General features: G+C 63.8%; 21 protein-coding genes. 12 read left to right on the top strand and 9 right to left on the bottom strand.

What is annotated here, in order from left to right; all coding sequences use genetic code 11:
* Nucleotides 1-46 precede the first annotated feature (46 nt).
* From LB525_RS01410 to LB525_RS01400, 3 genes are all read right to left on the bottom strand, one after another.
* Nucleotides 47-697, bottom strand: coding sequence for a dihydrofolate reductase family protein (locus LB525_RS01410; RefSeq protein WP_140541451.1), 651 nt, complete (start codon nucleotides 695-697; stop codon nucleotides 47-49).
* A 153-nt stretch (nucleotides 698-850) separates the two neighbouring features.
* Nucleotides 851-1,651, bottom strand: a complete 801-nt coding sequence (locus LB525_RS01405; protein ID WP_411970995.1) for a protein-L-isoaspartate O-methyltransferase family protein — start codon at nucleotides 1,649-1,651, stop codon at nucleotides 851-853.
* A gap of 78 nt (nucleotides 1,652-1,729) precedes the next feature.
* The gene (locus LB525_RS01400) at nucleotides 1,730-3,088 is read right to left on the bottom strand and encodes an Nramp family divalent metal transporter (protein ID WP_224543104.1); all 1,359 of its coding nucleotides are present in this window, start codon (nucleotides 3,086-3,088) and stop codon (nucleotides 1,730-1,732) included.
* A gap of 223 nt (nucleotides 3,089-3,311) precedes the next feature.
* Here LB525_RS01400 and mntR point away from each other — a divergent pair, with 223 nt between their 5' ends.
* From mntR to LB525_RS01385, 3 genes are all read left to right on the top strand, one after another.
* A complete protein-coding gene (gene mntR, locus LB525_RS01395) occupies nucleotides 3,312-3,767 on the top strand; it encodes a manganese-binding transcriptional regulator MntR (protein ID WP_224543103.1) in 456 nt (151 codons plus the stop codon).
* A 154-nt stretch (nucleotides 3,768-3,921) separates the two neighbouring features.
* Entirely contained in the window at nucleotides 3,922-4,842 is a 921-nt protein-coding gene (locus LB525_RS01390) for a neutral zinc metallopeptidase (protein WP_140838512.1), read from the top strand.
* A gap of 164 nt (nucleotides 4,843-5,006) precedes the next feature.
* Nucleotides 5,007-6,275 (top strand): TCR/Tet family MFS transporter, encoded by a 1,269-nt coding sequence (locus LB525_RS01385; RefSeq protein WP_224543102.1) that lies wholly within the window; start codon nucleotides 5,007-5,009, stop codon nucleotides 6,273-6,275.
* A 157-nt stretch (nucleotides 6,276-6,432) separates the two neighbouring features.
* On the opposite strand, the gene carA is transcribed toward LB525_RS01385, so the two are convergent.
* Entirely contained in the window at nucleotides 6,433-7,635 is a 1,203-nt protein-coding gene (gene carA / locus LB525_RS01380) for a glutamine-hydrolyzing carbamoyl-phosphate synthase small subunit (protein ID WP_224543101.1), read from the bottom strand.
* A 260-nt stretch (nucleotides 7,636-7,895) separates the two neighbouring features.
* Here carA and LB525_RS01375 point away from each other — a divergent pair, with 260 nt between their 5' ends.
* Nucleotides 7,896-8,345, top strand: coding sequence for a GatB/YqeY domain-containing protein (locus tag LB525_RS01375; protein ID WP_224543100.1), 450 nt, complete (start codon nucleotides 7,896-7,898; stop codon nucleotides 8,343-8,345).
* A gap of 9 nt (nucleotides 8,346-8,354) precedes the next feature.
* Here the strand turns inward: LB525_RS01375 and LB525_RS01370 are convergent, their stop codons facing one another.
* The gene (locus tag LB525_RS01370) at nucleotides 8,355-9,353 is read right to left on the bottom strand and encodes a murein L,D-transpeptidase catalytic domain family protein (protein ID WP_224543099.1); all 999 of its coding nucleotides are present in this window, start codon (nucleotides 9,351-9,353) and stop codon (nucleotides 8,355-8,357) included.
* A 283-nt stretch (nucleotides 9,354-9,636) separates the two neighbouring features.
* Between LB525_RS01370 and LB525_RS01365 the strand changes: the two genes are divergently transcribed.
* Together LB525_RS01365 and LB525_RS01360 are read left to right on the top strand one after the other, a co-directional pair.
* Nucleotides 9,637-10,347, top strand: coding sequence for a DNA helicase (locus LB525_RS01365; protein WP_224543098.1), 711 nt, complete (start codon nucleotides 9,637-9,639; stop codon nucleotides 10,345-10,347).
* Between the two features lie 46 nt (nucleotides 10,348-10,393).
* Nucleotides 10,394-10,951, top strand: coding sequence for a GNAT family N-acetyltransferase (locus LB525_RS01360; RefSeq protein WP_224543097.1), 558 nt, complete (start codon nucleotides 10,394-10,396; stop codon nucleotides 10,949-10,951).
* A 105-nt stretch (nucleotides 10,952-11,056) separates the two neighbouring features.
* On the opposite strand, the gene LB525_RS01355 is transcribed toward LB525_RS01360, so the two are convergent.
* The 3 genes from LB525_RS01355 to LB525_RS01345 all read right to left on the bottom strand — a co-directional run bounded on the left by LB525_RS01355 (nucleotide 11,057) and on the right by LB525_RS01345 (nucleotide 14,333).
* Entirely contained in the window at nucleotides 11,057-12,238 is a 1,182-nt protein-coding gene (locus LB525_RS01355) for an MFS transporter (protein ID WP_224543518.1), read from the bottom strand.
* Between the two features lie 126 nt (nucleotides 12,239-12,364).
* Nucleotides 12,365-12,574, bottom strand: a complete 210-nt coding sequence (locus tag LB525_RS01350; RefSeq protein WP_095766624.1) for a DUF2061 domain-containing protein — start codon at nucleotides 12,572-12,574, stop codon at nucleotides 12,365-12,367.
* Nucleotides 12,575-12,668: 94 nt separating this feature from the next.
* On the bottom strand, nucleotides 12,669-14,333 hold the full coding sequence (locus tag LB525_RS01345; protein WP_224543096.1) for a Na/Pi cotransporter family protein: 1,665 nt from the start codon (nucleotides 14,331-14,333) through the stop codon (nucleotides 12,669-12,671).
* 352 nt (nucleotides 14,334-14,685) lie between these two features.
* On the opposite strand from LB525_RS01345, the gene LB525_RS01340 reads away from it, so the two are divergent.
* From LB525_RS01340 to LB525_RS01315, 6 genes are all read left to right on the top strand, one after another.
* Nucleotides 14,686-15,048 carry an RcnB family protein gene (locus LB525_RS01340; RefSeq protein ID WP_224543095.1) on the top strand — a complete coding sequence of 121 codons (363 nt, stop codon included), beginning with the start codon at nucleotides 14,686-14,688 and terminating at the stop codon, nucleotides 15,046-15,048.
* A gap of 135 nt (nucleotides 15,049-15,183) precedes the next feature.
* Nucleotides 15,184-17,124 carry a DNA primase gene (gene dnaG, locus LB525_RS01335; RefSeq protein ID WP_224543094.1) on the top strand — a complete coding sequence of 647 codons (1,941 nt, stop codon included), beginning with the start codon at nucleotides 15,184-15,186 and terminating at the stop codon, nucleotides 17,122-17,124.
* A 426-nt stretch (nucleotides 17,125-17,550) separates the two neighbouring features.
* Complete coding sequence (rpoD, locus tag LB525_RS01330; RefSeq protein ID WP_095766628.1) at nucleotides 17,551-19,578, top strand: RNA polymerase sigma factor RpoD; 2,028 nt, start codon at nucleotides 17,551-17,553, stop codon at nucleotides 19,576-19,578.
* A gap of 207 nt (nucleotides 19,579-19,785) precedes the next feature.
* Nucleotides 19,786-20,079 (top strand): GYD domain-containing protein, encoded by a 294-nt coding sequence (locus LB525_RS01325; RefSeq protein ID WP_224543093.1) that lies wholly within the window; start codon nucleotides 19,786-19,788, stop codon nucleotides 20,077-20,079.
* Between the two features lie 60 nt (nucleotides 20,080-20,139).
* On the top strand, nucleotides 20,140-20,520 hold the full coding sequence (locus tag LB525_RS01320) for a thiol-disulfide oxidoreductase DCC family protein (RefSeq protein ID WP_224543516.1): 381 nt from the start codon (nucleotides 20,140-20,142) through the stop codon (nucleotides 20,518-20,520).
* Between the two features lie 138 nt (nucleotides 20,521-20,658).
* A complete protein-coding gene (locus tag LB525_RS01315; RefSeq protein WP_224543092.1) occupies nucleotides 20,659-21,330 on the top strand; it encodes a PadR family transcriptional regulator in 672 nt (223 codons plus the stop codon).
* A 79-nt stretch (nucleotides 21,331-21,409) separates the two neighbouring features.
* On the opposite strand, the gene LB525_RS01310 is transcribed toward LB525_RS01315, so the two are convergent.
* Nucleotides 21,410-21,670, bottom strand: coding sequence for a YiaA/YiaB family inner membrane protein (locus LB525_RS01310; protein WP_095766630.1), 261 nt, complete (start codon nucleotides 21,668-21,670; stop codon nucleotides 21,410-21,412).
* Nucleotides 21,671-21,699: the final 29 nt, after the last annotated feature.

Here is a 21,699-nt window from a genome sequence, read left to right as displayed (position 1 = left end):
GAGAGGCAATGCGCGGCGGGTCCGCCCGCCGCGCGACAGCCTTGTGCTACTTCCAATTTTTGCGCCGTTCGAGCTCGGCTTCCGAAGGCTCCTGCTGGGCAAACGAGCCCGTACGGATTTCGCCTCCGCGCTCATAGGTCGCCATGATGACGCCGGTGGTGGAAGCCTGCGATTTGACGAGCTTGAAGGCCGCCGGCATCGCGTCGTCGCCGAACAGCCGCTTGCCCTTGCCCAGCAGCAGCGGGAAGGTCATCAGCCGGATCTCGTCGATCAGCCCGTTGGCGAGCAGGGTCTGGATCAGATTGCCCGATCCCTGGATGAGCAGGTCGGGTCCATCTTCCTGCTTGAGCTCCTTGAGCCTTGCAACGACATCCGGTCCGAGCGACTGCGTGTTCTGCCAGGTCAGCGTATCCGGCCGGTGCGTCGCCACATATTTGACCGCGGGGTTGAAGACAGCCGCGATCGGATCGTTCTGATACGGCCAGTATGCGGCGAAGATATCGTAGGTTCTGCGGCCGAGCAGCAGGTCGAACGGCTTGGAGAACATCTCCTCCATGGCGGCGCCTGCCACCTCGTCAAAATAGTGGAAGGTCCAGCCGCCGAATTTGAAGCCGCCGACCGGATCCTCTTCCGGCCCGCCCGGTGCCTGCATGACGCCGTCGAGGCTAACGAATGTGGCGGCGATGATCTTGCGCATCTGTCTTCTCCCTTTCACGATCCGCGCCGTCGCGGCCGGATTTCTGCCTAAAGCATTCGACGCAATTCCTGACGGAAAACCGCTTCGCACTTTTCCTGGAATTGCTCCAAGGACGAACGGCAAGGCTGCTCTCCGACACGGCCCCGCGAATTTCTAGCGCGTGTCGTCGACGCGAATGGCGCGTGACGAGAACCAGACCTCGCCGAAGACGGCGGTGGCAGTGCGGTCGGGCGCCTTGTCTTTCCTCAGCCAGATCGAGCGCGTGCGCGCGGCGCGCTCACGTGTCGGTATTTTCGCGCCCGGCTCGGCAGTGGAGGCGCCGACGCAAGGGATGAACCAGGAGCCCATGAAGGGCCGACAGGCAAAGCCGTTTTCCAGGCGCATTACGAGCACCGCGAGGCCGACGGTTTCGGAGGGACGCCACGGAAAGATCATGCGCCCGCCGGGCTTCAGCGCTTTCAGCCAGGCGGCGGGCGGCGCGACGACGCCGGCATTGACATAGACGATGTCGGAGGGCGGCAAAGGGTTGGCAACGGCGTCGCCGTGGATCACCTCGATGTTGCGGTACCGGGCGAGGTTCGCCTTGGCGCGCGCGGCAAGATCGGTCTCGATCTCGAAGGCGGTGACGCCGCCCCCCGGCTCGACCAGCCTCGCCAGCAGCGCCGTGTAATAGCCTGGGCCGGCGCCGATATGGGTGACGTGCTCGCCAGGCTTCGGCTCGACCTTGCCGAGCCACATCGCGTGCAGCATCGGCTCGCCATTGTTGATGCCCTTGTCGGCATCGAGCACGACGAGGACATTCTGGTAAATGTAACCAGGATCGGCGCTCGGCGTCTGGAACCGGCCTTCGCCGGCAAAAACAGTCCATGGTCCAGGACCCAGGAAGGCCTCGCGCGGCACTGCGGCGAACGCCTCCTCGATGCGTGGATCGGCCGACCGGGCGTGCGCAGCCATCAGCCTGGCGTAGAATCTGCGGGCTTCGTCCGGTTTGGCCATGGCGCGAAGATAGCGCGGCCGGCGCCAATGTCGCGGTCAGCCGGCGAAGGTGTCGTAGAGGAGCTTGAAGTTGAGAACGAGGATCACGGCGGCAACCACCCAGGCCAAAGCCGCAACGCCGCGCGGTATGGCGAAATTGCCCATCTTCTTCTTGTCCGACACGAACTGCACCAGCGGCACCACCGCGAAAGGCAGCTGCATCGACAGGATCACCTGGCTGAAGACGAGCAGCTGGCCGGTTCCCTTCTCGCCATAGAGTGCCGTGACGACCACCACGGGGACGATGGCAATGCCGCGCGTTACCAGGCGCCGCGCCCATTGCGGGATGCGCAGGCGCAGGAAGCCTTCCATCACGATCTGGCCGGCGAGCGTCGCGGTGACAGTCGAGTTGAGGCCGGAGGCAAGCAGCGCGACGGCGAACAGGATCGAGGCGATGCCCAGGCCGAGCAGCGGCGAGAGCAGCTCGAAGGCCTGGCCGATCTCGGCGACGTGGTGATGGCCGGTATCGTGGAAGGCGACCGCCGCGACGATCAGGATCGACGCATTGACGAACAGCGCCAGGATCAGCGCGATGGTCGAATCCGTCGTCGCCCATTTGATGGCGTCGCGCTTGCCGGCATCGGTTCGCTCATAGGCGCGGGTCTGCACGATCGAGGAATGCAGATAGAGATTATGCGGCATGACTGTCGCGCCGATGATGCCGATGGCGATATAGAGCATCGCCGGATTGGTGACGATCTCCGGCGATGGCACGAACATCGAATGCAGGATCGTGCCGGCCGGCGGCGCGGCGACGAAGATCTGGATGGCAAAGCAGCCGAAGATGATGATCAGCAGCGCGACGACGAAGGCCTCGAGATAGCGGAAGCCCTTGTTCATCAGCAGCAGCACAAGGAAAGCATCGAGCGCGGTCAGCATGGCGCCGCCGATCAGCGGGATGCCGAACAGAAGCTGCAGCGCGATCGCCGTGCCGATCACCTCGGCGAGGTCGCAGGCGATGATGGCCAGCTCGCAGGCGATCCAGAGCAGCAGATTGACCGGGCGCGGATAATAGGCGCGGCAGGCCTGGGCGAGGTCGCGGCCGGTGGCGATGCCGAGACGCGCGGCAAGCGCCTGCAGCAGGATCGCCATCAGATTCGACAGCATGATGATGAAAAGCAGCGTGTAGCCGAACTGGGCGCCGCCGGCGAGGTCTGTCGCCCAGTTGCCGGGGTCCATGTAGCCGACCGAGACCATGTAGCCCGGCCCCATGAAGGCGAACAGGCGGCGGAACCAGACGCCGGTCCGCGGCACCGCGATCGAGGCGTTCACCTCGCGCAGGCTCGGCTGCTCTTCGTCGGGCCTGTCGAATCGCCATGCGGGTCGGGCTACGGTTGCTGCATCGGCATCGGACATGGGATTTCCGCTGGAATTGTCGAACGTGCCTCTTATCTACGCCATGGCTCAACATTATGCAATATGCTATATTTCATTGATCATGCTTTCGTGATGAGCCGAGACAAGGCTGGCGGCGGGCTGCCGCAAACGCCGGTTGCGCATGAGCGGGAATGCAAATAAACGGCCGGACCATCAGGGGTTCGTGCTATGGATGCGGTCCCGATTCAAGGAGGAGCGCGGATTGGCGCTGAGGAACAAACCGGTTCGACGCGAAGAGCCGCTTCCCGATGCCGAAATCCATTCGGCGGGTTTCCGGCAGACGCGCGAGGCGCGCCGTAGCGCGCTGGTCGAGGACTATGTCGAGCTGATCGCCGACCTGATCGAGGACGGCAATGAAGCGCGGCAGGTGGATATCGCGGCAAGGCTCGGCGTCGCGCAGCCGACGGTGGCAAAGATGCTGACCAGGCTGTGCGCCGACGGGCTGGTGTCGCGAAAGCCCTATCGGGGCGTGTTCCTGACCGAGGCCGGCCGCAGGGTCGCCGAGGAAAGCCGCATCCGCCACCAGACGGTCGAGGCGTTCCTGCGCTCTCTCGGCGTCAGCGCCGAGACGGCGCGCATCGACGCCGAGGGCATCGAGCACCATGTCAGCGCCGAAACGCTGGAAGCTTTCCGCCGGGCGATGACCTCCGCTCGTTGAGCTCGGGCTCGACACGAGAATAGCGCTGCAGGACGCAAAGTGTCGGTACCGACCTCGCGAAAAATACTGACTTGACGTATTCGTTGCGATAATTGTCTGCAGGGGGCGGCGGCATGCCGGTCCCTCCAGGACGTTCGTGTCGCGAGGAGTTGCCATGCTTTGGAGAGGCCGTCGTCAGAGCGACAACATCGAAGACGAACGCAGCGACAGCGGCGGCGGGCCTGGCGGCGGATTGGGCGGCGGTGGCCAGTTCCGCATCCCCATCGGCGGCCGTACCGGTGGCGGCGGCAGCATCATCCTGGTTATCCTTGTCGTGCTCGCAGGATGGTATTTCGGCTTCGATCCATCGCAGATCCTGGGTGACGGCAGCGGGGGCCTGGTGCCGGGAGACGGCGGCCAGATCTCCGACACACAGGACAATGGCAACGCCCCCGCCAATGACGAGATGAAGCAGTTCGTCGCGACCGTGCTTGCCGATACCGAGGACACCTGGACCGGCATTTTCAAGTCCGAAGGGCTGACCTACCAGGATCCCAAGCTGGTGCTGTTCAGTGGCCAGGTCCGTTCGGCCTGCGGCTTCGCCTCGGCGGCGGCCGGGCCGTTCTACTGCCCGGGCGATCGCAAGGTCTATCTCGACATGACCTTCTTCCAGCAGCTCGATCAGCAGTTCGGCGCGTCCGGCGAATTCGCCCGTGCCTATGTGGTGGCGCATGAGGTCGGCCACCATGTGCAGAACCTCACCGGCATCATGGGCAAGTTCAACCAGATGCGGCAAGGCATGAGCGAGGCCGACGCCAACCAGCTGTCGGTGCGCATCGAGCTTCAGGCCGATTGCTTTGCTGGTGTCTGGGCACATTACACGCAGCAGAAGGGCATCCTGGAGCAGGGCGATATCGAAAGCGCGCTGAACGCGGCCAAGCAGATCGGCGACGACACGCTGCAGAAGAAGATGCAGGGCTATGTCGTGCCGGAAAGCTTCAACCACGGCACCTCGCAGCAGCGGCAGACGTGGCTGGCGCGCGGCATCAAGAGCGGCAAGCTGTCCGACTGCAACACGATGGGCGGTCCGATCTGACGCGGCCCTGCCGCTTCTTTGGCGGCGAGGATCGGCGATCAACGCGGCTGGCAAGTGATGTCAGGATGAGGCAATTGCCTTCGTTCGCGTATTGTTCCTGTCGGCGACGTCGCCTATAAGGTGCGTCCCGTCTTTGCCCCGGGCGGCCTGAGGAGATTATCATCATGATCGACCCCAAAACCGCCAGGCGGGGCCTTGCGCTCGTTTTCACCACGCTGCTGCTCGACATCATCGGCTTCGGCATCATCATGCCGGTGCTGCCGGCCTATCTGGAGGAACTGAGCGGCGTCAGCGTCAGCCAGGCCGCGATCGAGGGCGGCTGGCTGTTCTTCGTCTATGCGGCGATGCAGTTCGTCTTCGCGCCGATCATGGGCGGCTTGAGCGACCGCTTCGGCCGGCGGCCGATCCTGCTTGCCTCGGTGCTAACCTTTTCCATCGACAACCTGATCTGCGCCATCGCCTGGTCCTATCCGATGCTGTTCATCGGCCGCGTGCTCGCCGGTGTTTCCGGCGCCAGCTATTCGACGACATCCGCCTTCATCGCCGACATCTCGAACGACGAGAACCGGGCGAAGAATTTCGGCCTGCTCGGCATCGCCTTCGGCGTCGGCTTCGTCATCGGCCCGGTGCTGGGCGGTCTGCTCGGCACGTTCGGGCCGCGCGTGCCGTTCTATTTCGCCGCAGCACTTGCCTTCGTGAATTTCCTGATCGCGATGTTCCTGCTGCCGGAGACGCTGGACGAGAAGCATCGTCGCCGTTTCGAATGGAAGCGCGCCAATCCGGTCGGCACGCTCATGCAGATGCGCAATTACCCCGGCATCGGCTGGATCGGGCTGGTGTTCTTCCTGATGACGCTCGGCCATATGATGTATCCGGCGGTGTGGGCGTTCGTCTCCAACTACCGCTATGGCTGGAACCAGCAGCAGATCGGCTTCTCGCTCGGCGCCTTCGGCCTGTGCGGGGCGATCATCATGGCGACGGTGCTGCCGCGGATCATTCCCAAGCTCGGCGAGTGGAGGACGGCGGCGATCGGCCTGACCTTCACCGCGCTCAGCGCCTTCGGCTATGCGTTTTCGACGCAAGGCTGGATGATCTATGCGGTGATCGTGGCCGGCTGCCTGGAGGCGCTGGCCGACCCGCCGCTCAGAAGCCTCGCCGCCGCCAAGGTGCCGCCCTCGGCGCAGGGCGAATTGCAGGGCGCGATGACTTCGATCTTCTCGATCACCTCGATCATCACGCCGCTGCTCTACACCGCGATATTTTCCTGGTTCACGGGCCCGGCGGCGCCGGTCGTGTTCGGCGGCGCTCCCTATGTGCTCGGCGCAATTTTCCTGACGCTGGCGGTGATCGTCTTCGTGACGAAAGTTGCCAAGCCGACGCCGAAGGAAGTCGAGCGCATGCACACGCAGGAGCCGGTGACGGACACCGCCTGAGGACGACTAGCGTTCGATCCATGCTCCGGGGGATGTCGAGCGCCTTCGCCAGCATTGCGCTGGTCTGCTCAGACGGCTTACGGCGATTGGATTCGAGGTCCGACAGGAAACCCTCGCCGGTTGAGGTTTTGATGATTTGCGGGGCATTCGGAATGTGTCAACGTTCGGCCAGCGCTTCCTCGCCGCGGCGTTCGCGAATCAGATTGACGAAGCGCCGGAACAGGTAATGCGAATCCTGCGGGCCGGGCGAGGCCTCGGGATGATGCTGAACCGAGAACACTGGACGGCCGGTCAGGGCGATGCCGCAATTCGAGCCGTCGAAGAGCGAGACATGGGTTTCCTCGACGCCTTCGGGCAGAGAGTCCGCGTCGACGGCGAAACCGTGGTTCATCGAGACGATCTCGACCTTCCCGGTGGTGTGGTCCTTGACCGGATGGTTGGCGCCGTGATGGCCCTGGTGCATCTTCTCGGTCCTGCCGCCGAGCGCCAGCGCCAGCATCTGATGGCCGAGGCAGATGCCGAACACCGGGATGTCGGTCTTCAAGAGATCCTGGATCATCGGCACGGCATATTCGCCGGTCGCTTCAGGATCGCCGGGGCCGTTCGACAGGAAGATGCCGTCCGGCTGCATGGCCATGATCTCCTCGGCACCGGTCTTGGCCGGCACGACGGTGACCTTGGCGCCGAGGCCCGCAAGCAGGCGCAGGATGTTGCGCTTGACGCCATAGTCGACGGCCACGACGTGCATGGAAGGTTCGCTCCGCTCACCATAGCCTTCGTTCCAGATCCAGGGCGTCTCGCGCCAGACCGAAGACTGGCCCGACGTGACCTCCTTGGCGAGATCGAGGCCGATCAGACCCGACCAGGCCGCGGCCTGCCGCTTCAGGTCCTCGATGTCGAAGACGCCGTCGGGCGCATGCGCGATGACGGCATTGGGCATGCCCTTCTCGCGGATCAGCACAGTCAGCGCGCGGGTGTCGATGCCGGACAGCGCGACGATGCCGCGCCGCTTCAGCCACTGGTCGAGATGGCCGGCGGCGCGATAGTTGGACGGGTCGGTGACGTTGGCCTTGAAGATGGCGCCGACAGCGCCCGCGCGGGCGGCTGGATGCAAATCCTCGATGTCCTCGTCATTGGTGCCGACATTGCCGATATGCGGGAAGGTGAAGGTGACGATCTGGCCGGCGTAAGACGGATCGGTGAGGATTTCTTCATAACCGGTCAACGCGGTGTTGAAGCACACTTCCGCAACCGCCGATCCCGTGGCGCCAAGGCCGCGGCCTTCGATCACCGTGCCGTCGGCGAGCACCAGAAGGGCGGTCGGCTTTTCGGTTGCCCACGGGGCGGTGGTCGTGGCCATGGCGGCACTCCTGTCAGGCGCGGCAATCGGTCGGGAGGACCATTTGCGCAGCAAGGCGCGAAGCTGGATTGCCCGGCTCCCACGCGTCAACTCATTGTCTCATGCAGGACCGAGTACATAGGCGAACGCGCCGGAGCGGTCAATGCGGCGCCCCCGGACCACGGCCGATTTGCTTTCGTCCAGCAATATCAGTGGCTTGGCGGGATTTGCGTTGGCCGTTCGGCAAAGCTATTGTCCGCCGCATTCGAAGGAGAAGCACGATGCGCGAGAAAATCGCCGAATCCATGAAGAGCGCGATGAAGGCGCAGGACAAGCACCGCCTGCCGACGCTGCGGCTGATCCAGGCCGCTATCCACGACCGCGACATCGCCAATCGCGGCGCCGGAAAGCCGCCGGCGAGCGAGGAGGAGATCCTGCAGGTCCTCGCCAAGATGGTGAAGCAGCGCGAGGAATCGGCCAAGGCCTTCGAGGACGGCAAGCGGCCGGAGCTGGCGGCGCAGGAGCGCGGCGAGATGGCGATCATCCGCGAGTTCCTGCCGACGCAGCTCGACGACGCCGCGATCCAGGCTGCGGCGCGCGAGGCGATCGCGGCGACGGGCGCGGCCAGCCAGAAGGACATGGGCAAGGTGATCGGAGCGCTGAAGCAGAAATATGCCGGCCAGATGGACTTCGCCAAGGCGAGCGCCATCATCAAGGGGTTGCTGCAATAGACGACGGTGTCAGTCCTTGCAGATCGGCACCGGCTGCGGCGGTGGCGCCGGATGATCCTTCTTGTACTGGGCGATGATCGGCTCCAGCATCTTCTTCGGCCAGAATTTGGGAGTGCCGATCTCCTTCAGGCAGGAGGCGTTCCAATAGGTGCCCGCGCTTGAGAGCGCCTGGCCGGCAGCCTTGGCCCGGGCGACAGCGGCGATGTCGCGTGATTCCGGATAGATGTAGAGCGTCGTCGGGTTGTTCTTCACGAGGGGGATGATCTGCTCGGCGTCGGCGGGCGACCAGCTGGTGCAGCCATTGCTGCGGCCGCCGGCATAGTTCACCAGCTTGCCGAACGGAACGAGGCCGTCATGGTCGGCATAGGAGCTTTGCGGGCTCTTGCGCATGCACAGGCCCTTCAAGATCGCGGCCGGATGGCCGCCGATCACGCGCTGCCTGGCGTTCGCCGCCTCGCCTTCGCCGTCGAACTGGATGAAGCTGCGCATGAACACCGCGTTCTGCGCGCCGATACGATAGTAGCCCTTGAAGGACGTCTTGGTCTCGGCCGTCATATAGGCGCCGCCGGCCGTCAGCGCCGAGTCCATGGCGTTGCCGAAATTCTTGGCGCAGCGCCTGCCGTTGGAGAAATCGGCAACGCCTTTCAGGTTGCGTCCGCCGCCATGGCCCGAGGAAACCGCGCGGAAGAGCTGCTTGCTTTCACAAATGATGTAGTAGCGCTGGCCAGGCACGCTGTTGCCCAAATCCGCGGGACGCGTGGCATCCATGGCGAAGTAGCAGGGGTTGCTGACCGAACCTTCGCTGACCTTCTTCTGGTAGAGCGCGCGCGCCCGCTCCAGCACGACCTGCGAGATCTGGCCTTCGCCGTCGCCGACATGGCGCTGCAGCCAGTCGGGAACGGACGACGGCCGCAAGGCCGCGAATGAGCTGACCGATGCCGTCAGGGCGGCCAGGATCGCGACAAGGCAGAAGATGGCCGCGCCCCGCGGAACAGATCTCAACCGCACCCTCTTGCCCCTCCCGTCGAAATGTCTCGTACCCGTGAATCAGCATGGACGATTATAGAAGGTCTCGCACGCATCGGCGAAACACTTCTAGTTTAGCGACGCCTTTTGGAGGTCGGATTTTCGGCACGCCTCGATTGGGCTATGATCTGATTCCGGCGCGCCCACGCCTCCTCCCTCCGTCGGGAAGCATCGTTCATGCAGGGCAGTTTATCACCGAACCAACTGTTCGAGCGCCAGGCATAAGGAGGGGTTGTCAAGATTGCTCGCGGCAGGAGGTTTTTCGATGCGGTTTTCCGCACCCGTCTATCATCTGAAGCGCCAGGCGAGGCTTCTGTCCCGCAGCGAAAATGTGCCCCTCCACCAGGCGCTCGACCGCGTTGCCGCCAAGCAAGGCTTCGGCAGTTGGAGCCTGCTTGCGGCCAAGGCCGCCGAGGCTGCGCCAGCCGGCGCCCTGTTGGCGCGGCTGATCCCCGGCGACATGGTCCTCGTGGCGGCGCGGCCGGGGCAGGGCAAGACGCTGATGAGCCTCGAACTTGCCGTGGCAGCCATGAAGCAAGGCAGTCGCGCCGTATTCTTCACCCTGGAATACATGCATGCCGATATCCTCGATCGGTTCCGTGACATCGGCGTCGACCCGGCCGATTTCAACCACCTCTTCGAGTTCGACAATTCCGACGCCATCAGCGCTACCTACATCATCGAGGCGTTGCGGGCGGCGCCGCGCGGCACGCTGGCGGTCATCGACTATCTGCAACTGCTCGACCAGAAGCGGGAGAATCCGGAACTCATGGTTCAGATCCGCGCCTTGAAATCGTTTGCCCGGGAACGCGGACTGGTGCTCATCTTCATCTCGCAGGTCGACAGGTCATATGATTGCGCCCGGAAAGCGTTCCCGGATATCGGCGATATCCGGCTGCCGAACCCGCTCGACCTGTCGCTGTTCGACAAAGCCTGTTTCCTGAACAAGGGCGAAATCCGGTTTCAGGCGACTTGAGAGCGATCCGTGTCGCTTTAGGCCGGTCTCGACAGGGAAGCCAAGCATGATCGAAATCGTCAAACCCGCGCTCCAACATTTGCCATCCTACAAGGCGGCGCTCGAGCGCGGCTGGTCACCCGACAATGTGCGGCTCCTCGAAGCGACGCGCGAGCAACTCGAGGCGATCGAGAAGGATCCCGTTGAATTTCTCGCCGGCCTTGACGACCCCGAAGCGAAGGGGCCGCCCATCGTCTTGCCCGACGGCACCGAGGTCGCGCGGCTGCCTGGATTCCGGCGCTGGATCTGGGATGGCGAGGCCGCCGGCTCGATCGGCTTTCGCTGGCAGAAGGGCACGTCGGAGCTGCCCTCGCATGTGCTTGGCCATATCGGCTATGCGGTGGTGCCGTGGAAGCGCAACCGCGGCTACGCCACCGAAGCGCTGCGGCTGATGCTGGACGAGGCGAGAGCGGTCGGGCTCGACCATGTCGAGATCACCAGTGATCTCGACAATCCTGCCTCGCACAAAGTGGTGCTTGCCAATGGCGGCAGGCTGGTCGGGCGGTTTGCCAAACTTGCAGCCTATGGCGGCGCAGAGAGCCTGAGGTTCCGGATCGATCTTTAAAGCGCGTCGCGCTGAAACGGATTCAGGCGACGCGCTTTAAATCTTTGTTCTGATGCATGTCGTTGTCCCAGAACCGCTGCACACTTCTGGGCGACATGCATTAAATTATTCCGCGGCCGCCGGCAGCGGCGGCGTCGCGCGGCTGCGCCATTCCCAGGTCTGCGAGGCAAAAGCCACCACGACCGCCACCAGCATGGCGAGCACGCCGGCCAGCGGCAGGCTGCGATAGCCCAGGCCGGCATTGAGCATCGCCGCGCCCAGCGAGGCAGCCAGCGCGATGCCGACATTGAAGCCGGACGGGATCAGCGAGGAGGCGAGGTTGGAGGCATCGGCCGTCCAGGCGAGGATGCGCGTCTGGATCGGTGCGCCGATGGCGAAATTGAGACCGCCCCAGATGACGATTGCCGCGACCATCGGCACCGGATAGCGGCTGACGAGGTAGATGACGCCAAGCGTCATCGCCTGCAGGGCAAGCATGACGATCAGCGACGGCATCAGCTTCCAGTCGGCGAGCTTGCCGCCGACCAGGACGCCGATCGTGGCGCCGACGCCGTTGAGCAAAAGCACAAAGGGGATCAGGCTCTCGTCGAGGCCCGTGACCTCGAGCAGCATCGGCGTGATGTAGGTGAACAGCGCAAACTGGCCGATCATCAGCATCAGCATCAGGATCAGCGAGGTCCAGACCTGCTGGCGGCCGAGCACGCGAACTTCGCGCGCCAGCCCTGCTGGCCGGTTGGCGGCGCCCGCCGTGCGCGGCAGCAGCGCCAGCATGGCGAGGATCGCGACGAGGCCCAGCGCGCCCATCACCCAGAAGGTCGCGCGCCAGCCCCACAGGCTGCCGATCGCGGTGCCGGCGGGCACGCCAATGATATTGGAAACCGTCAGCCCCGAGAGAATGACCGCGACTGCCCGGCCGCGCTGGTCCTCGCGCACCAGGCTGACCGCAACCACCATGGCGACACCGAAATAACAGCCATGCGCCACGGCAGTCGCGACACGCAGCAGAAGCATCGAGGTGAAATCGGGCGCGAGCGCGCAAGCCGCCTGGCCAAGGGTGAAAGCGATCGTGAGCCCAATCAGCAGCGTCTTGCGCGAAACCTTGCCGGTGGCCAAAGCCAGCAGCGGGCCGCCGATGGCAATGCCGCAGGCATAGCCGGAGACGAGATAGCCGGCGGTCGGCACCGAAACGCCGAGGCCCTGCGCCACCTCCGGCAGCACGCCGGCGATGACGAATTCGGTGGTGCCGAAGGCGAAGGCGGCAAGGAAAAGGGCAATCAGCGGCAGCATGTTCAAAACATAGGCGAGGAATGCACGTCTCAAACCACGCCTGCGCGGGCGCGGCAATGCAGAAATTGGCGATGGCGCTTTAGCTTTTCTTGACGGGACGGATCAAAGCCGGCCTGTCGCTTGCTGCTACGCTGCCGTTTTGCGCCCGTAAGGGATCTTCAGCCAGGCCCGTTCGTGCAGGTAGTAAAGCAGCGACTTGGTGACGACCTCGGTGAGCCCGATCGTGGCGGCGAGCTTGATGCTGCCGGTGACCACCAGGGAGATGATCATCGTGTCGATCGTGCCGGTGGCGCGCCATGAAAGCGCCTTGGCGAAGCTGCGCGAATGCGTGTCCATCGACGGATCGTCCTCCCAACAGGTCCACTGGCGTTCCTTAGCCGACGGAAGCGAGGATGAGCAAAGACTAATTTTTTGGCAGGTCCCGATCGCCTCAGCTGGCCTTCAGCCGCGAACCGCCGAGCAGGCCGCGCTCCTCGAGCACCGGATAGGCGATCGAGGCGAGCAGCGAGTTGATCTGCTTCAAGTCGCGGATGGTGTCGAGGTGGATCGAGCTCGTCTCGACGCTCTTGGCGGTGCCTTCGCGCAGGCGCTGAAAATGGCTGGCGCTGGTTTCCTTCTCGCGTTCGCGCAAGAGATCCTTTTCCAGCACCAGCTGGCGCGCGGTTTCCGGATCGCGCGAGACCAGCACGTTGAAGGCGAGCCGCGCATTGGCGAGCACCGAGGAATGGAAGGCGCAGAGCTCCTGCCAGCCTTCCGGTGTGAATTCCAGGCCGCGCTCCAGCTTTTTCCTGACATGCACCAGCATGTTTCGCACGATGATGTCGCCGACCTGCTCCAGCTTGACGCAGGCGCCGATCAGCTCCTGACACCGCAATGCCTCATCCTCGGTCAGCGGGTTCCTGGTGATCTTGGCGAGATAGAGTTTTATCGCCGCGTGCTTCCTGTCGACGCGGTCGTCGAGCGCGGCCAGCGCCTTGATCTTGTCGGTGTCGGCGTTCTCATAAAGCTCGATGATGCGCTTCAACATGATCTCGACCGTCTCGCAGACCCGCACCACCTCGCGCGTCGCATTGGCCAGCGCCTGGCTCGGCGTGTCCAACGCGCTTTCATTGAGCGCCGACAGTTCGACGACATCCAGCGTGGCGATCGGCTCCGGCACGGCTCCGAGCGCAACGATCTTCTCCGAGACGCGGTAGACGAGGCCCGCGAGTGGCAGTCCGGCGAGCAGGATGATCACATTGAACAGGATGTGGGCGTTGACGATCTGGTCCGGAACAGTGGCGCCGAGGAAGCCGATAGGCGGCTTCAGCGTCATGAACAGGATCAGCATCACCAGCGAGCCCATGCCGCGCATCAAAAGGTTCCCGATCGGCACGACGCGGACGCCCGGATCGGCATTGCGGGTAAGCAGGGGTGCGATGATCGAGGAGCCGAGATTGACGCCGAGCACCAGCACGATGCCGAGCTCGGGAGGGATAAAGCCGCGCCCGGCCAGCGTCACCAGGAGCAGCACGGCGGCGATCGAGGAATGGAACAGCCAGGTAACCAGCGCGGCGAGCAGGTAAGCGGTGACATAGTCGCCGGAGAAATAGTTGACGATCAGCGGCATCAACTGACTGTTGCGCAGCGGTTCCGACGCCTGACCGATCATCTCCAGCGACAGGATCAGCAGGCCGACGCCAATCAGGATGCGGCCTATCTGCCGCCAATCGCGCCGCTCGGTGGCCATGAACATGACCGTGCCGGCGATCAGGCAGAGCGGCACCAGAAGCGTCAGGTCGAAGGTGAGCAGCTTGGCCACCAGCGCCGAACCGATCTCGGCGCCGCGCACTGCCAATTGCCCGGCGGCGCCCGAAACGATGCCGGCGCCGGCGAAGGAGCCGACCAGCAGCGTCACTGCGGTCGAGCTCTGCAATGCGATCGCCAGCCCGCAGCCGGCCAGCACCGCCATGACCGGATTGCGCATGGTGGCGCGCAGCCGGTGGCGCAGCACGTCGCCATAGGCGCGCTCGACGCCCGTCTTCACCATGCGGGTGGCGAACAGCATCAGCGCCACCGCGCCGGCAAGGTGCAGGAGGACGACAGAGCCGCTCACAGCCAAACTCGCGAGCTGGCATCAGGGGTGCGGAGAGGGGTACGAATCTTAGTCATTTCAACAAGTCGAAATATACCAGTTAAAATTAGCCGAATAATAGATTTTTCTGATGCGATGATCGTCTCGGCTCGACGGCGCATGTCGGAAATGACTGCAGGAAGCATTGGTTGCATGCGCCTGGCGGCAGCGCTTCGCCTCATACCGCCCGACGCTCGGCCACGTGATCCGAAGCGTTGTCGAAGCGGCCGGTGCAAGTCCTGGAAAACATTGCAGAATTGTAATTCTGGCGTTCAGTTTCGGTTCATCCATTGGCGACTATTCCCCTGCCTATCGACAACAAGGAATACCGACCATGAAGCGTCTCATACTTTGCGCCGTCACCGCCTCGATGCTGGCCGCCTCGGCCTTCTCCGGCCAGGCCGCGCCGCTCGCCCAGCCGGGCACGCCGCAGTCGAGCTACACCCAGGTCGACTGGCAGAAGCCCGGCAGGCATGTCGACAAGCGGGTCATCGTCAAGAAGAAGGTGGTAAGGCGCAGCCATTGGCGCAACGGCCAAAGATATTCCAACTGGAAGCGTCACCAGCCAGTCCGCGACTGGAACCGCTACGACCTGCGCCGCCCTGGTCCCGGCCAGGAATGGATCCGCGTCGGCAACGACTATTTGCTGGTCAGCATCCTCTCCGGCATCGTCTTTGGCGCGATCGCCGCGCGGTAATCCGCGACAATCGCGAAATTCGGAAGGCTGCCACCCGGCCGCGTTCTTTTCGTCTGTGAAAAGCGGGTACGATGAGCCGGATGGGGTCGCCGTGCCCGGGCGGGTTGATTATATGGAGGGCAAACGAGTTCCCCGATGCGCTTTCCGCCCGCCTTCCTCGACGAGATACGCGACCGCGTGCCGATTTCGCAGGTCATCGGCACGCGCGTCGCATGGGACAGGAAGAAGACCAACGCGTCGCGCGGCGACTACTGGGCCTGCTGTCCCTTCCACGGCGAGAAGAGCCCGTCCTTCCATTGCGAGGACAAGAAGGGCCGCTATCACTGCTTCGGCTGCTCGGTTTCGGGTGACCATTTCAAGTTCCTCACCGAGCTAGACGGCATGAGCTTCCCCGAAGCCGTCGAGAAGATCGCCGAGATGGCCGGCGTGCCGATGCCGGTGCGCGACGAACAGGAAGAGCGGCGCGAGAAGGAACGCGCCAGCCTGACCGACGTCATGGAAATGGCGACCGCCTTCTTCCAGGAGCGGCTGCAGAGCGCCGACGGCGCCAAAGCCCGCGCGTATCTGCGCGACCGCGGGCTGACGCCGGCGACGCAACAATCCTTCCGTCTGGGCTATGCGCCCGACAGCCGCAACGCGCTCAAGGAACATCTTGCCGCCAAGGGCGTGCCGAAGGCCGATATCGAGGCCTGCGGCCTGGTGCGGCACGGCGACGACATCCCGGTCTCCTATGACTGGTTCCGCGACCGCATCATGTTTCCAATCCCGGATTCGCGCGGCAAGATCATCGCCTTCGGCGGGCGCGCGCTGGCGCCCGATGCCTTGGCCAAATACATGAACTCGCCGGAGACCGAGCTCTTCCACAAGGGCAATGTGCTCTACAATTTCGCCCGCGCCCGCAGGGCGATCGCGAAAGGCGGCACGGTGATCGCGGTCGAAGGCTATATGGACGTGATCGCGCTGGCGCAGGCCGGCTTCGAGAATGCCGTGGCGCCGCTCGGCACCGCGCTCACCGAAAACCAGCTCGAACTTCTGTGGCGCATGGCGCCCGAGCCGGTGCTTTGCTTCGACGGCGACCCGGCCGGGCTGAAGGCGGCATGGCGGGCGGCCGATCTCGCGCTCCCCTCCGTGCAGGCCGGGCGCTCGGCACGTTTTGCGCTGCTGCCGGAAGGCAAGGACCCCGACGACCTGGTCAAGGCCGAGGGACCGGACGCGTTCCGCGTGGTGCTGGCGGAGGCGCGACCGCTTGTCGACCTTCTGTGGATGCGGGAGACCGCCGGCGGTGTCTTCGAGACGCCAGAGCGACGCGCCGAGCTGGGAAAAAGGCTGAGTGAACTCGCCAGCCGTATCCGCGACGAGAGTGTTCGCTACGAATATCAACAGGTGATGCGCGAACGGGTGCGGAGCTTCTTTGGCGCCCAGCGGAATGTTCGGCAAGGCCGTCAGGATTGGAAGCCGGGGCAGGGCAAGACGCCCGTGCCCGGTGGGCAGTTCGCGAAAGGTGGGGCGGCCGGCGGGCGCGCCGCGATCACCGAGAGCCTGGGTCGCTCGGCGCTGGTCAAGCGGGCCGGCGAGGGGATGTCGGTGCGCGAGGCGACGATTATCGTGGCGCTGGTCAATCATCCGGCGCTGATCGACGAGAATTTCGCCCATGTCGAATTCCTCGACCTCGCCAATTCGGATTTGCGCAAGCTGCACGCGGCCATTCTCGACGCCATGGCGCATGAAGCGGCCGACGAGCGCGGCGCGGTCATCGCCACCATCGAGCGCGCCGGCTGCGGCGGCATCTGGGAGCGGGCTGTCGAGTTGATCAAGCGCGCGCGGCAATGGCCGGCGCTGGAAACGGCGGCGCTTGACGATGCCCGCGACGCCTTCAACCAGGCGCTGCACTTGCAGCGCAGCGCCCGCACATTACATAGAGAGCTGAAACAGGCGCAGGCGGCGCTCGATGCAGACCCTTCGGACGAAAACTTCCGGCATCTCGTCGAGATTCAAGCGCAATTCAACGATGTGCAGGCAACGGAAGCGCTGATCGAAGGATTCGGCGTCTCGTCGGGCAGGGTTGGCCGCGTTTAGGCCGAACACCACCCATTGGAAGTGAAGTGGAAATGCGCGGCGCGTCGAATCGACGCCTCTAAGTCGGGTAATTGATTCGCTTTTTTCATGCGAATCATGCCAGAGGCGCTTGACCTTCTGGCAGATTGGCGGAATCAGGACGATTCGAAACGTTAACCGTGCCACGGCATCGGCGGGAATTCGAGCGATGTGAGGCACCGGTGGCGACTGGACAGGCAAAGTGCCCGCTCCAGATATCAGGGTTAATCTGGACTTAATGCATGTTGCCCAAAAGTGGAAACCGGTTTGGGACAGAGACATGCACAAAACAAAAGAGATGACACGGTTGCTGGGCCGGTGAAAAGCGTTCCGGCGCGAGCGCGTCCAGCATAACCGGTACGGCAGTTTACGCGGCCTCGATATTCGGCCGCTTGGAGACGACAAAGAATGGCGACAAAGGAAAAGGAAGAGGTCGAGACCGAACGCGAAGGCGCCACTGATGGCCCCCTGCTCGACCTTTCCGACGATGCTGTCAAGAAGATGATCAAGGCCGCGAAGAAACGCGGCTATGTCACGCTCGACGAGCTCAACGCGGTGCTTCCCTCGGAAGAGACGGATCCGGATCGCATCGAAGATATCAATGCGATGCTCAGTGACATGGGCATCAACGTCGTCGAGGACGACGAGGTGGGCGAGGAGGCGGAAGCCGAGCCGGCCGCCGACGCCGAGGAAGACGCCAACGAGCTCGCCGAGCAGACCGGCACCGCTGTCGCCGCCACGACTACCAAGAAAGAGCCGACCGATCGCACCGACGACCCGGTGCGCATGTATCTGCGCGAGATGGGCTCGGTCGAGCTTCTGTCGCGCGAGGGCGAAATTGCGATCGCCAAGCGCATCGAGGCCGGCCGCGAAACGATGATCGCGGGGCTGTGCGAAAGCCCGCTGACGTTCCAGGCCATCATCATCTGGCGCGACGAGCTCAACGAATCGAAGATCCTGCTGCGCGAGATCATCGACCTCGAGGCGACCTATGCCGGCCCCGAAGCCAAGCAGGCGCCCGTCGTCGAACGCATCGAGGAAGCGCCCAAGCCCGAGGAGAAGCCGCGCGGCCGTTCGGCGGCACGCGAGGAAGAAGACGACATCACCAATGTCGGCGGCGACACGCGCGGGCTGGAGGAAGAGGAAGACGACGAGGACGAGGCGAGCCTGTCGCTGGCCGCGATGGAAGCGGAACTGCGCCCGCAGGTGATGGAGACGCTCGACGTCATCGCCGACACCTACAAGAAGCTGCGCAAGCTGCAGGACCAGCAGGTCGAGAACCGCCTGGCCGCGGCCGGCACACTGTCGCCCAGCCAGGACCGCCGCCTGAAGGAGCTGAAGGACCAGCTGATCAAGGCGGTGAAGTCGCTGTCGCTCAACGCCGCGCGCATCGAGGCGCTGGTGGAGCAGCTCTACGACATCAACAAGCGCCTGGTGCAGAACGAGGGTAAGCTTTTGCGCCTCGCCGAAAGCTATGGCGTGCGCCGCGAGGAGTTCCTGCGGGAGTATCAGGGCTCGGAGCTCGATCCGAACTGGACGCGCTCGATCGCCAACCTGACGTCGCGCGGCTGGAAGGAGTTCACCAAGAACGAGAAGGATGCGATCAAGGAGCTGCGCGCCGAGATCCAGAACCTCGCCACCGAAACGGCGATCTCGATCCTGGAATTCCGCAAGATCGTCAACCAGGTGCAGAAGGGCGAGCGCGAGGCCGCGATCGCCAAGAAGGAAATGGTCGAGGCGAATCTTCGCCTGGTCATCTCCATCGCCAAGAAATACACCAACCGCGGCCTGCAGTTCCTGGATCTCATCCAGGAAGGCAATATCGGCCTCATGAAGGCGGTCGACAAGTTCGAGTACCGTCGTGGCTACAAGTTCTCGACCTACGCCACCTGGTGGATCCGGCAGGCCATCACCCGCTCGATCGCCGACCAGGCGCGCACCATCCGCATTCCGGTGCACATGATCGAGACGATCAACAAGATCGTGCGCACCTCGCGCCAGATGCTGCATGAGATCGGCCGCGAGCCGACGCCGGAGGAACTGGCGGAAAAGCTCGCCATGCCGCTGGAAAAAGTGCGCAAGGTGCTGAAGATCGCCAAAGAGCCGATCTCGCTCGAAACGCCTGTCGGCGACGAGGAGGATTCGCATCTCGGCGACTTCATCGAGGACAAGATGGCGATCCTGCCGATCGACGCGGCGATCCAGGCCAACCTGCGCGAGACGACGACGCGCGTGCTTGCCTCGCTGACGCCGCGCGAGGAGCGCGTGCTCAGAATGCGCTTCGGCATCGGCATGAATACCGATCATACGCTGGAAGAAGTCGGCCAGCAGTTCTCGGTAACGCGCGAGCGCATCCGACAGATCGAGGCCAAGGCGCTGCGCAAGCTCAAGCATCCGAGCAGGTCGCGCAAGCTCAGAAGCTTCCTCGACAGCTGAGCGGGAATACAATCACACGAAATCGAAAGGGCGCCTCGGGCGCCCTTTTGCTTTTCCGGCTACCCTTCATGCCGCCTTGTCGGGTTTGCCCGACAGGAGGATAATCGGGCGTCGGATGCATTTATGGGCGACAAGCCGGATGCCCGCCCCGGCGCCGGTCGCAGCGGCCAGGCGTCGCGCTCCGTGGCTCCCGGTGGGAGGTGTGCCATGACAACCTACATCGTGCTTATCAACTGGACTGAGCTCGGCGCCAAGAATGTGCGGGAATCGCCGAAACGGCTCGATGCGGCCAAGAAGCTGCTGGGGGAAATGGGCGGATCGTTCAAGTCGTTCTATCTGACCATGGGCGAATGCGACATGGTAGCCGTCGTCGAAGCGCCGGACGATGCGGTGCTTGCCCGCTTCGCGCTGATGTTGGCGTCAGGCGGCAATGTCAAGACGCGGACGATGAAGGCGTTTCCGGAATTCGCCTACCGCGAGATCATCAGCTCGCTCGGGTAGCTGGCTGAAGGGAGCGGCGTGGCTGTTGCGAAGCCGCGCCGCATTCCCGATAGTCGCGCCATGCCCGAGCCGTTGCTGATCGTCTGGTACAACACACGCTGTCCGGTGTGCGACGCCGGCATCAACCGGCAGAAGCGGCGGCTCACCGAGGCGGTCAAAGCGGGCCGCGTCGAATTCCGCGACATCAATTTCGAACCTGAGGCGCTCTCCGCCTTCGGCGCCTCGCTGGAGGATATCCGCCGGGGTCTGCATGCGACCGATGCCGAAGGACGGCTGCTGGTCGGCGCCGATGTGGCGATCGCGGTCTGGCGGCTCACGCCGGGCGAGGAATGGCTGGCGAGCTTGTTCGGCAACCCCATCGCGCTGCCCCTGACGCGCTTTGCCTATGACCGCTTCGCCGACCTTCTCTATGCCTGGAACCGCCGCAAGGGCCATTGGTAGGCAGCTTGCTCCGACCCGCTCCGTGCCTGACGGCAGCTCTTCGCTAAGGCTGCGATACATCTTAAGATATATCTTGACTCCAAACGTGGTCAGCCTTACGTAAGATGTATCGTAAGATATAATTCAAAGGAGCAATCCATGCACAAACACGGTCACTTCGGGCACAGCCATTTCGGCGAGCGCATGTTCATGCATATGGCCGGCAAATTTGGTGGGAGAGGGGGCGGCGGTTTCGGCCCGTTCGGCCATGGCGGCAGGGGCGGCGGACGCGGCGGCCCGGGCGACATGTTCCGCGCCGGGCGCATGCTGGCCGACGGCGATCTCAAGCTGATCACGCTGTCGCTGCTGGCCGACGCGCCGCGCCACGGCTACGACATCATCAAGGCTCTGGAAGAGCGCACCAGCGGCATCTACAGCCCAAGCCCGGGCGTGGTTTATCCGACGCTGACCTTCCTGGAGGAGGCGGGCTACGCGGTATCCTCGAGCGAAGGCAACAAGAAAGTGTTTTCGATCACCGAGGCCGGCAAGGCGCATCTGGACGAGAACCGCGAGATGATCGACAGCGTGCTCGACCATCTCGAGCGTTTCGGCCGCAAGATGGCCGCGGCGCGCGAATGGTTCGGCTGGGGCGACGACAAGGACGAGGGGCGCCGCGGCCGTTCGGAAACGCGTGACCGGTTCCGCTCGCTGCGACACCGGCTGCGCGCCGCGCTCGGCGACATCGCCGACGCGCCGGAGGACAAGCAGGCCGAGGCGATCAGCATCCTGGAAGACGCCGCCGAGGCGATCGAAGCCTTGGCTCGCCGCTAAGACATTCTCGTAGGGAAGCCCAAAAGCCCGGATCGCTCCGGGCTTTTGTATTCAGTTCGCGATCGGCAAGGGCAGGGGATTATTCCTTGCCGACATATTCGCTGATCAGCTTCTCGTTGCGCGCCTTCTCGATCTTGGCAGTGGTCTCGGCCGCAATCCGCTCGTCGGTGCGGTACTTGACCAGGTTCACCAAGCTGCCGGTGAGCAGCAGCACGCCCATCGCCCAGTAACCTTTGGTCGAGAGGTCGACGGGCGCCAGCCACAGCGACAGGCCGAGCATGAAATAGGCAGCGCCCACCGATATGGTGTTGAACAGGATATAAGTCTGATTGCCATTCATCGTCGTATTCCTTGGATTTGATCTGTCAC

Origin of the sequence: Mesorhizobium sp. CA16, assembly GCF_020165175.1 — a bacterium.
GTDB lineage: Bacteria > Pseudomonadota > Alphaproteobacteria > Rhizobiales > Rhizobiaceae > Mesorhizobium.
Note: the sequence above shows the minus strand (reverse complement) of the source record. Positions and strands in the feature narration are given on the sequence as shown.

What these genes read in the sequence shown, in the direction of transcription:
- LB525_RS01310 (WP_095766630.1), bottom strand. Translation starts at nt 21,670, where the DNA reads ATGAATGGCAATCAGACTTATATCCTGTTCAACACCATATCGGTGGGC.
- LB525_RS01410 (WP_140541451.1), bottom strand. Translation starts at nt 697, where the DNA reads ATGCGCAAGATCATCGCCGCCACATTCGTTAGCCTCGACGGCGTCATG.
- LB525_RS01320 (WP_224543516.1), top strand. Translation starts at nt 20,140, where the DNA reads ATGCCCGAGCCGTTGCTGATCGTCTGGTACAACACACGCTGTCCGGTG.
- LB525_RS01375 (WP_224543100.1), top strand. Translation starts at nt 7,896, where the DNA reads ATGCGCGAGAAAATCGCCGAATCCATGAAGAGCGCGATGAAGGCGCAG.
- LB525_RS01355 (WP_224543518.1), bottom strand. Translation starts at nt 12,238, where the DNA reads ATGCTGCCGCTGATTGCCCTTTTCCTTGCCGCCTTCGCCTTCGGCACC.
- rpoD (WP_095766628.1), top strand. Translation starts at nt 17,551, where the DNA reads ATGGCGACAAAGGAAAAGGAAGAGGTCGAGACCGAACGCGAAGGCGCC.
- LB525_RS01405 (WP_411970995.1), bottom strand. Translation starts at nt 1,651, where the DNA reads ATGGCTGCGCACGCCCGGTCGGCCGATCCACGCATCGAGGAGGCGTTC.
- LB525_RS01400 (WP_224543104.1), bottom strand. Translation starts at nt 3,088, where the DNA reads ATGTCCGATGCCGATGCAGCAACCGTAGCCCGACCCGCATGGCGATTC.
- carA (WP_224543101.1), bottom strand. Translation starts at nt 7,635, where the DNA reads ATGGCCACGACCACCGCCCCGTGGGCAACCGAAAAGCCGACCGCCCTT.
- LB525_RS01325 (WP_224543093.1), top strand. Translation starts at nt 19,786, where the DNA reads ATGACAACCTACATCGTGCTTATCAACTGGACTGAGCTCGGCGCCAAG.
- dnaG (WP_224543094.1), top strand. Translation starts at nt 15,184, where the DNA reads ATGCGCTTTCCGCCCGCCTTCCTCGACGAGATACGCGACCGCGTGCCG.
- LB525_RS01340 (WP_224543095.1), top strand. Translation starts at nt 14,686, where the DNA reads ATGAAGCGTCTCATACTTTGCGCCGTCACCGCCTCGATGCTGGCCGCC.
- LB525_RS01360 (WP_224543097.1), top strand. Translation starts at nt 10,394, where the DNA reads ATGATCGAAATCGTCAAACCCGCGCTCCAACATTTGCCATCCTACAAG.
- LB525_RS01315 (WP_224543092.1), top strand. Translation starts at nt 20,659, where the DNA reads ATGCACAAACACGGTCACTTCGGGCACAGCCATTTCGGCGAGCGCATG.
- LB525_RS01350 (WP_095766624.1), bottom strand. Translation starts at nt 12,574, where the DNA reads ATGGACACGCATTCGCGCAGCTTCGCCAAGGCGCTTTCATGGCGCGCC.
- LB525_RS01390 (WP_140838512.1), top strand. Translation starts at nt 3,922, where the DNA reads ATGCTTTGGAGAGGCCGTCGTCAGAGCGACAACATCGAAGACGAACGC.
- LB525_RS01385 (WP_224543102.1), top strand. Translation starts at nt 5,007, where the DNA reads ATGATCGACCCCAAAACCGCCAGGCGGGGCCTTGCGCTCGTTTTCACC.
- LB525_RS01365 (WP_224543098.1), top strand. Translation starts at nt 9,637, where the DNA reads ATGCGGTTTTCCGCACCCGTCTATCATCTGAAGCGCCAGGCGAGGCTT.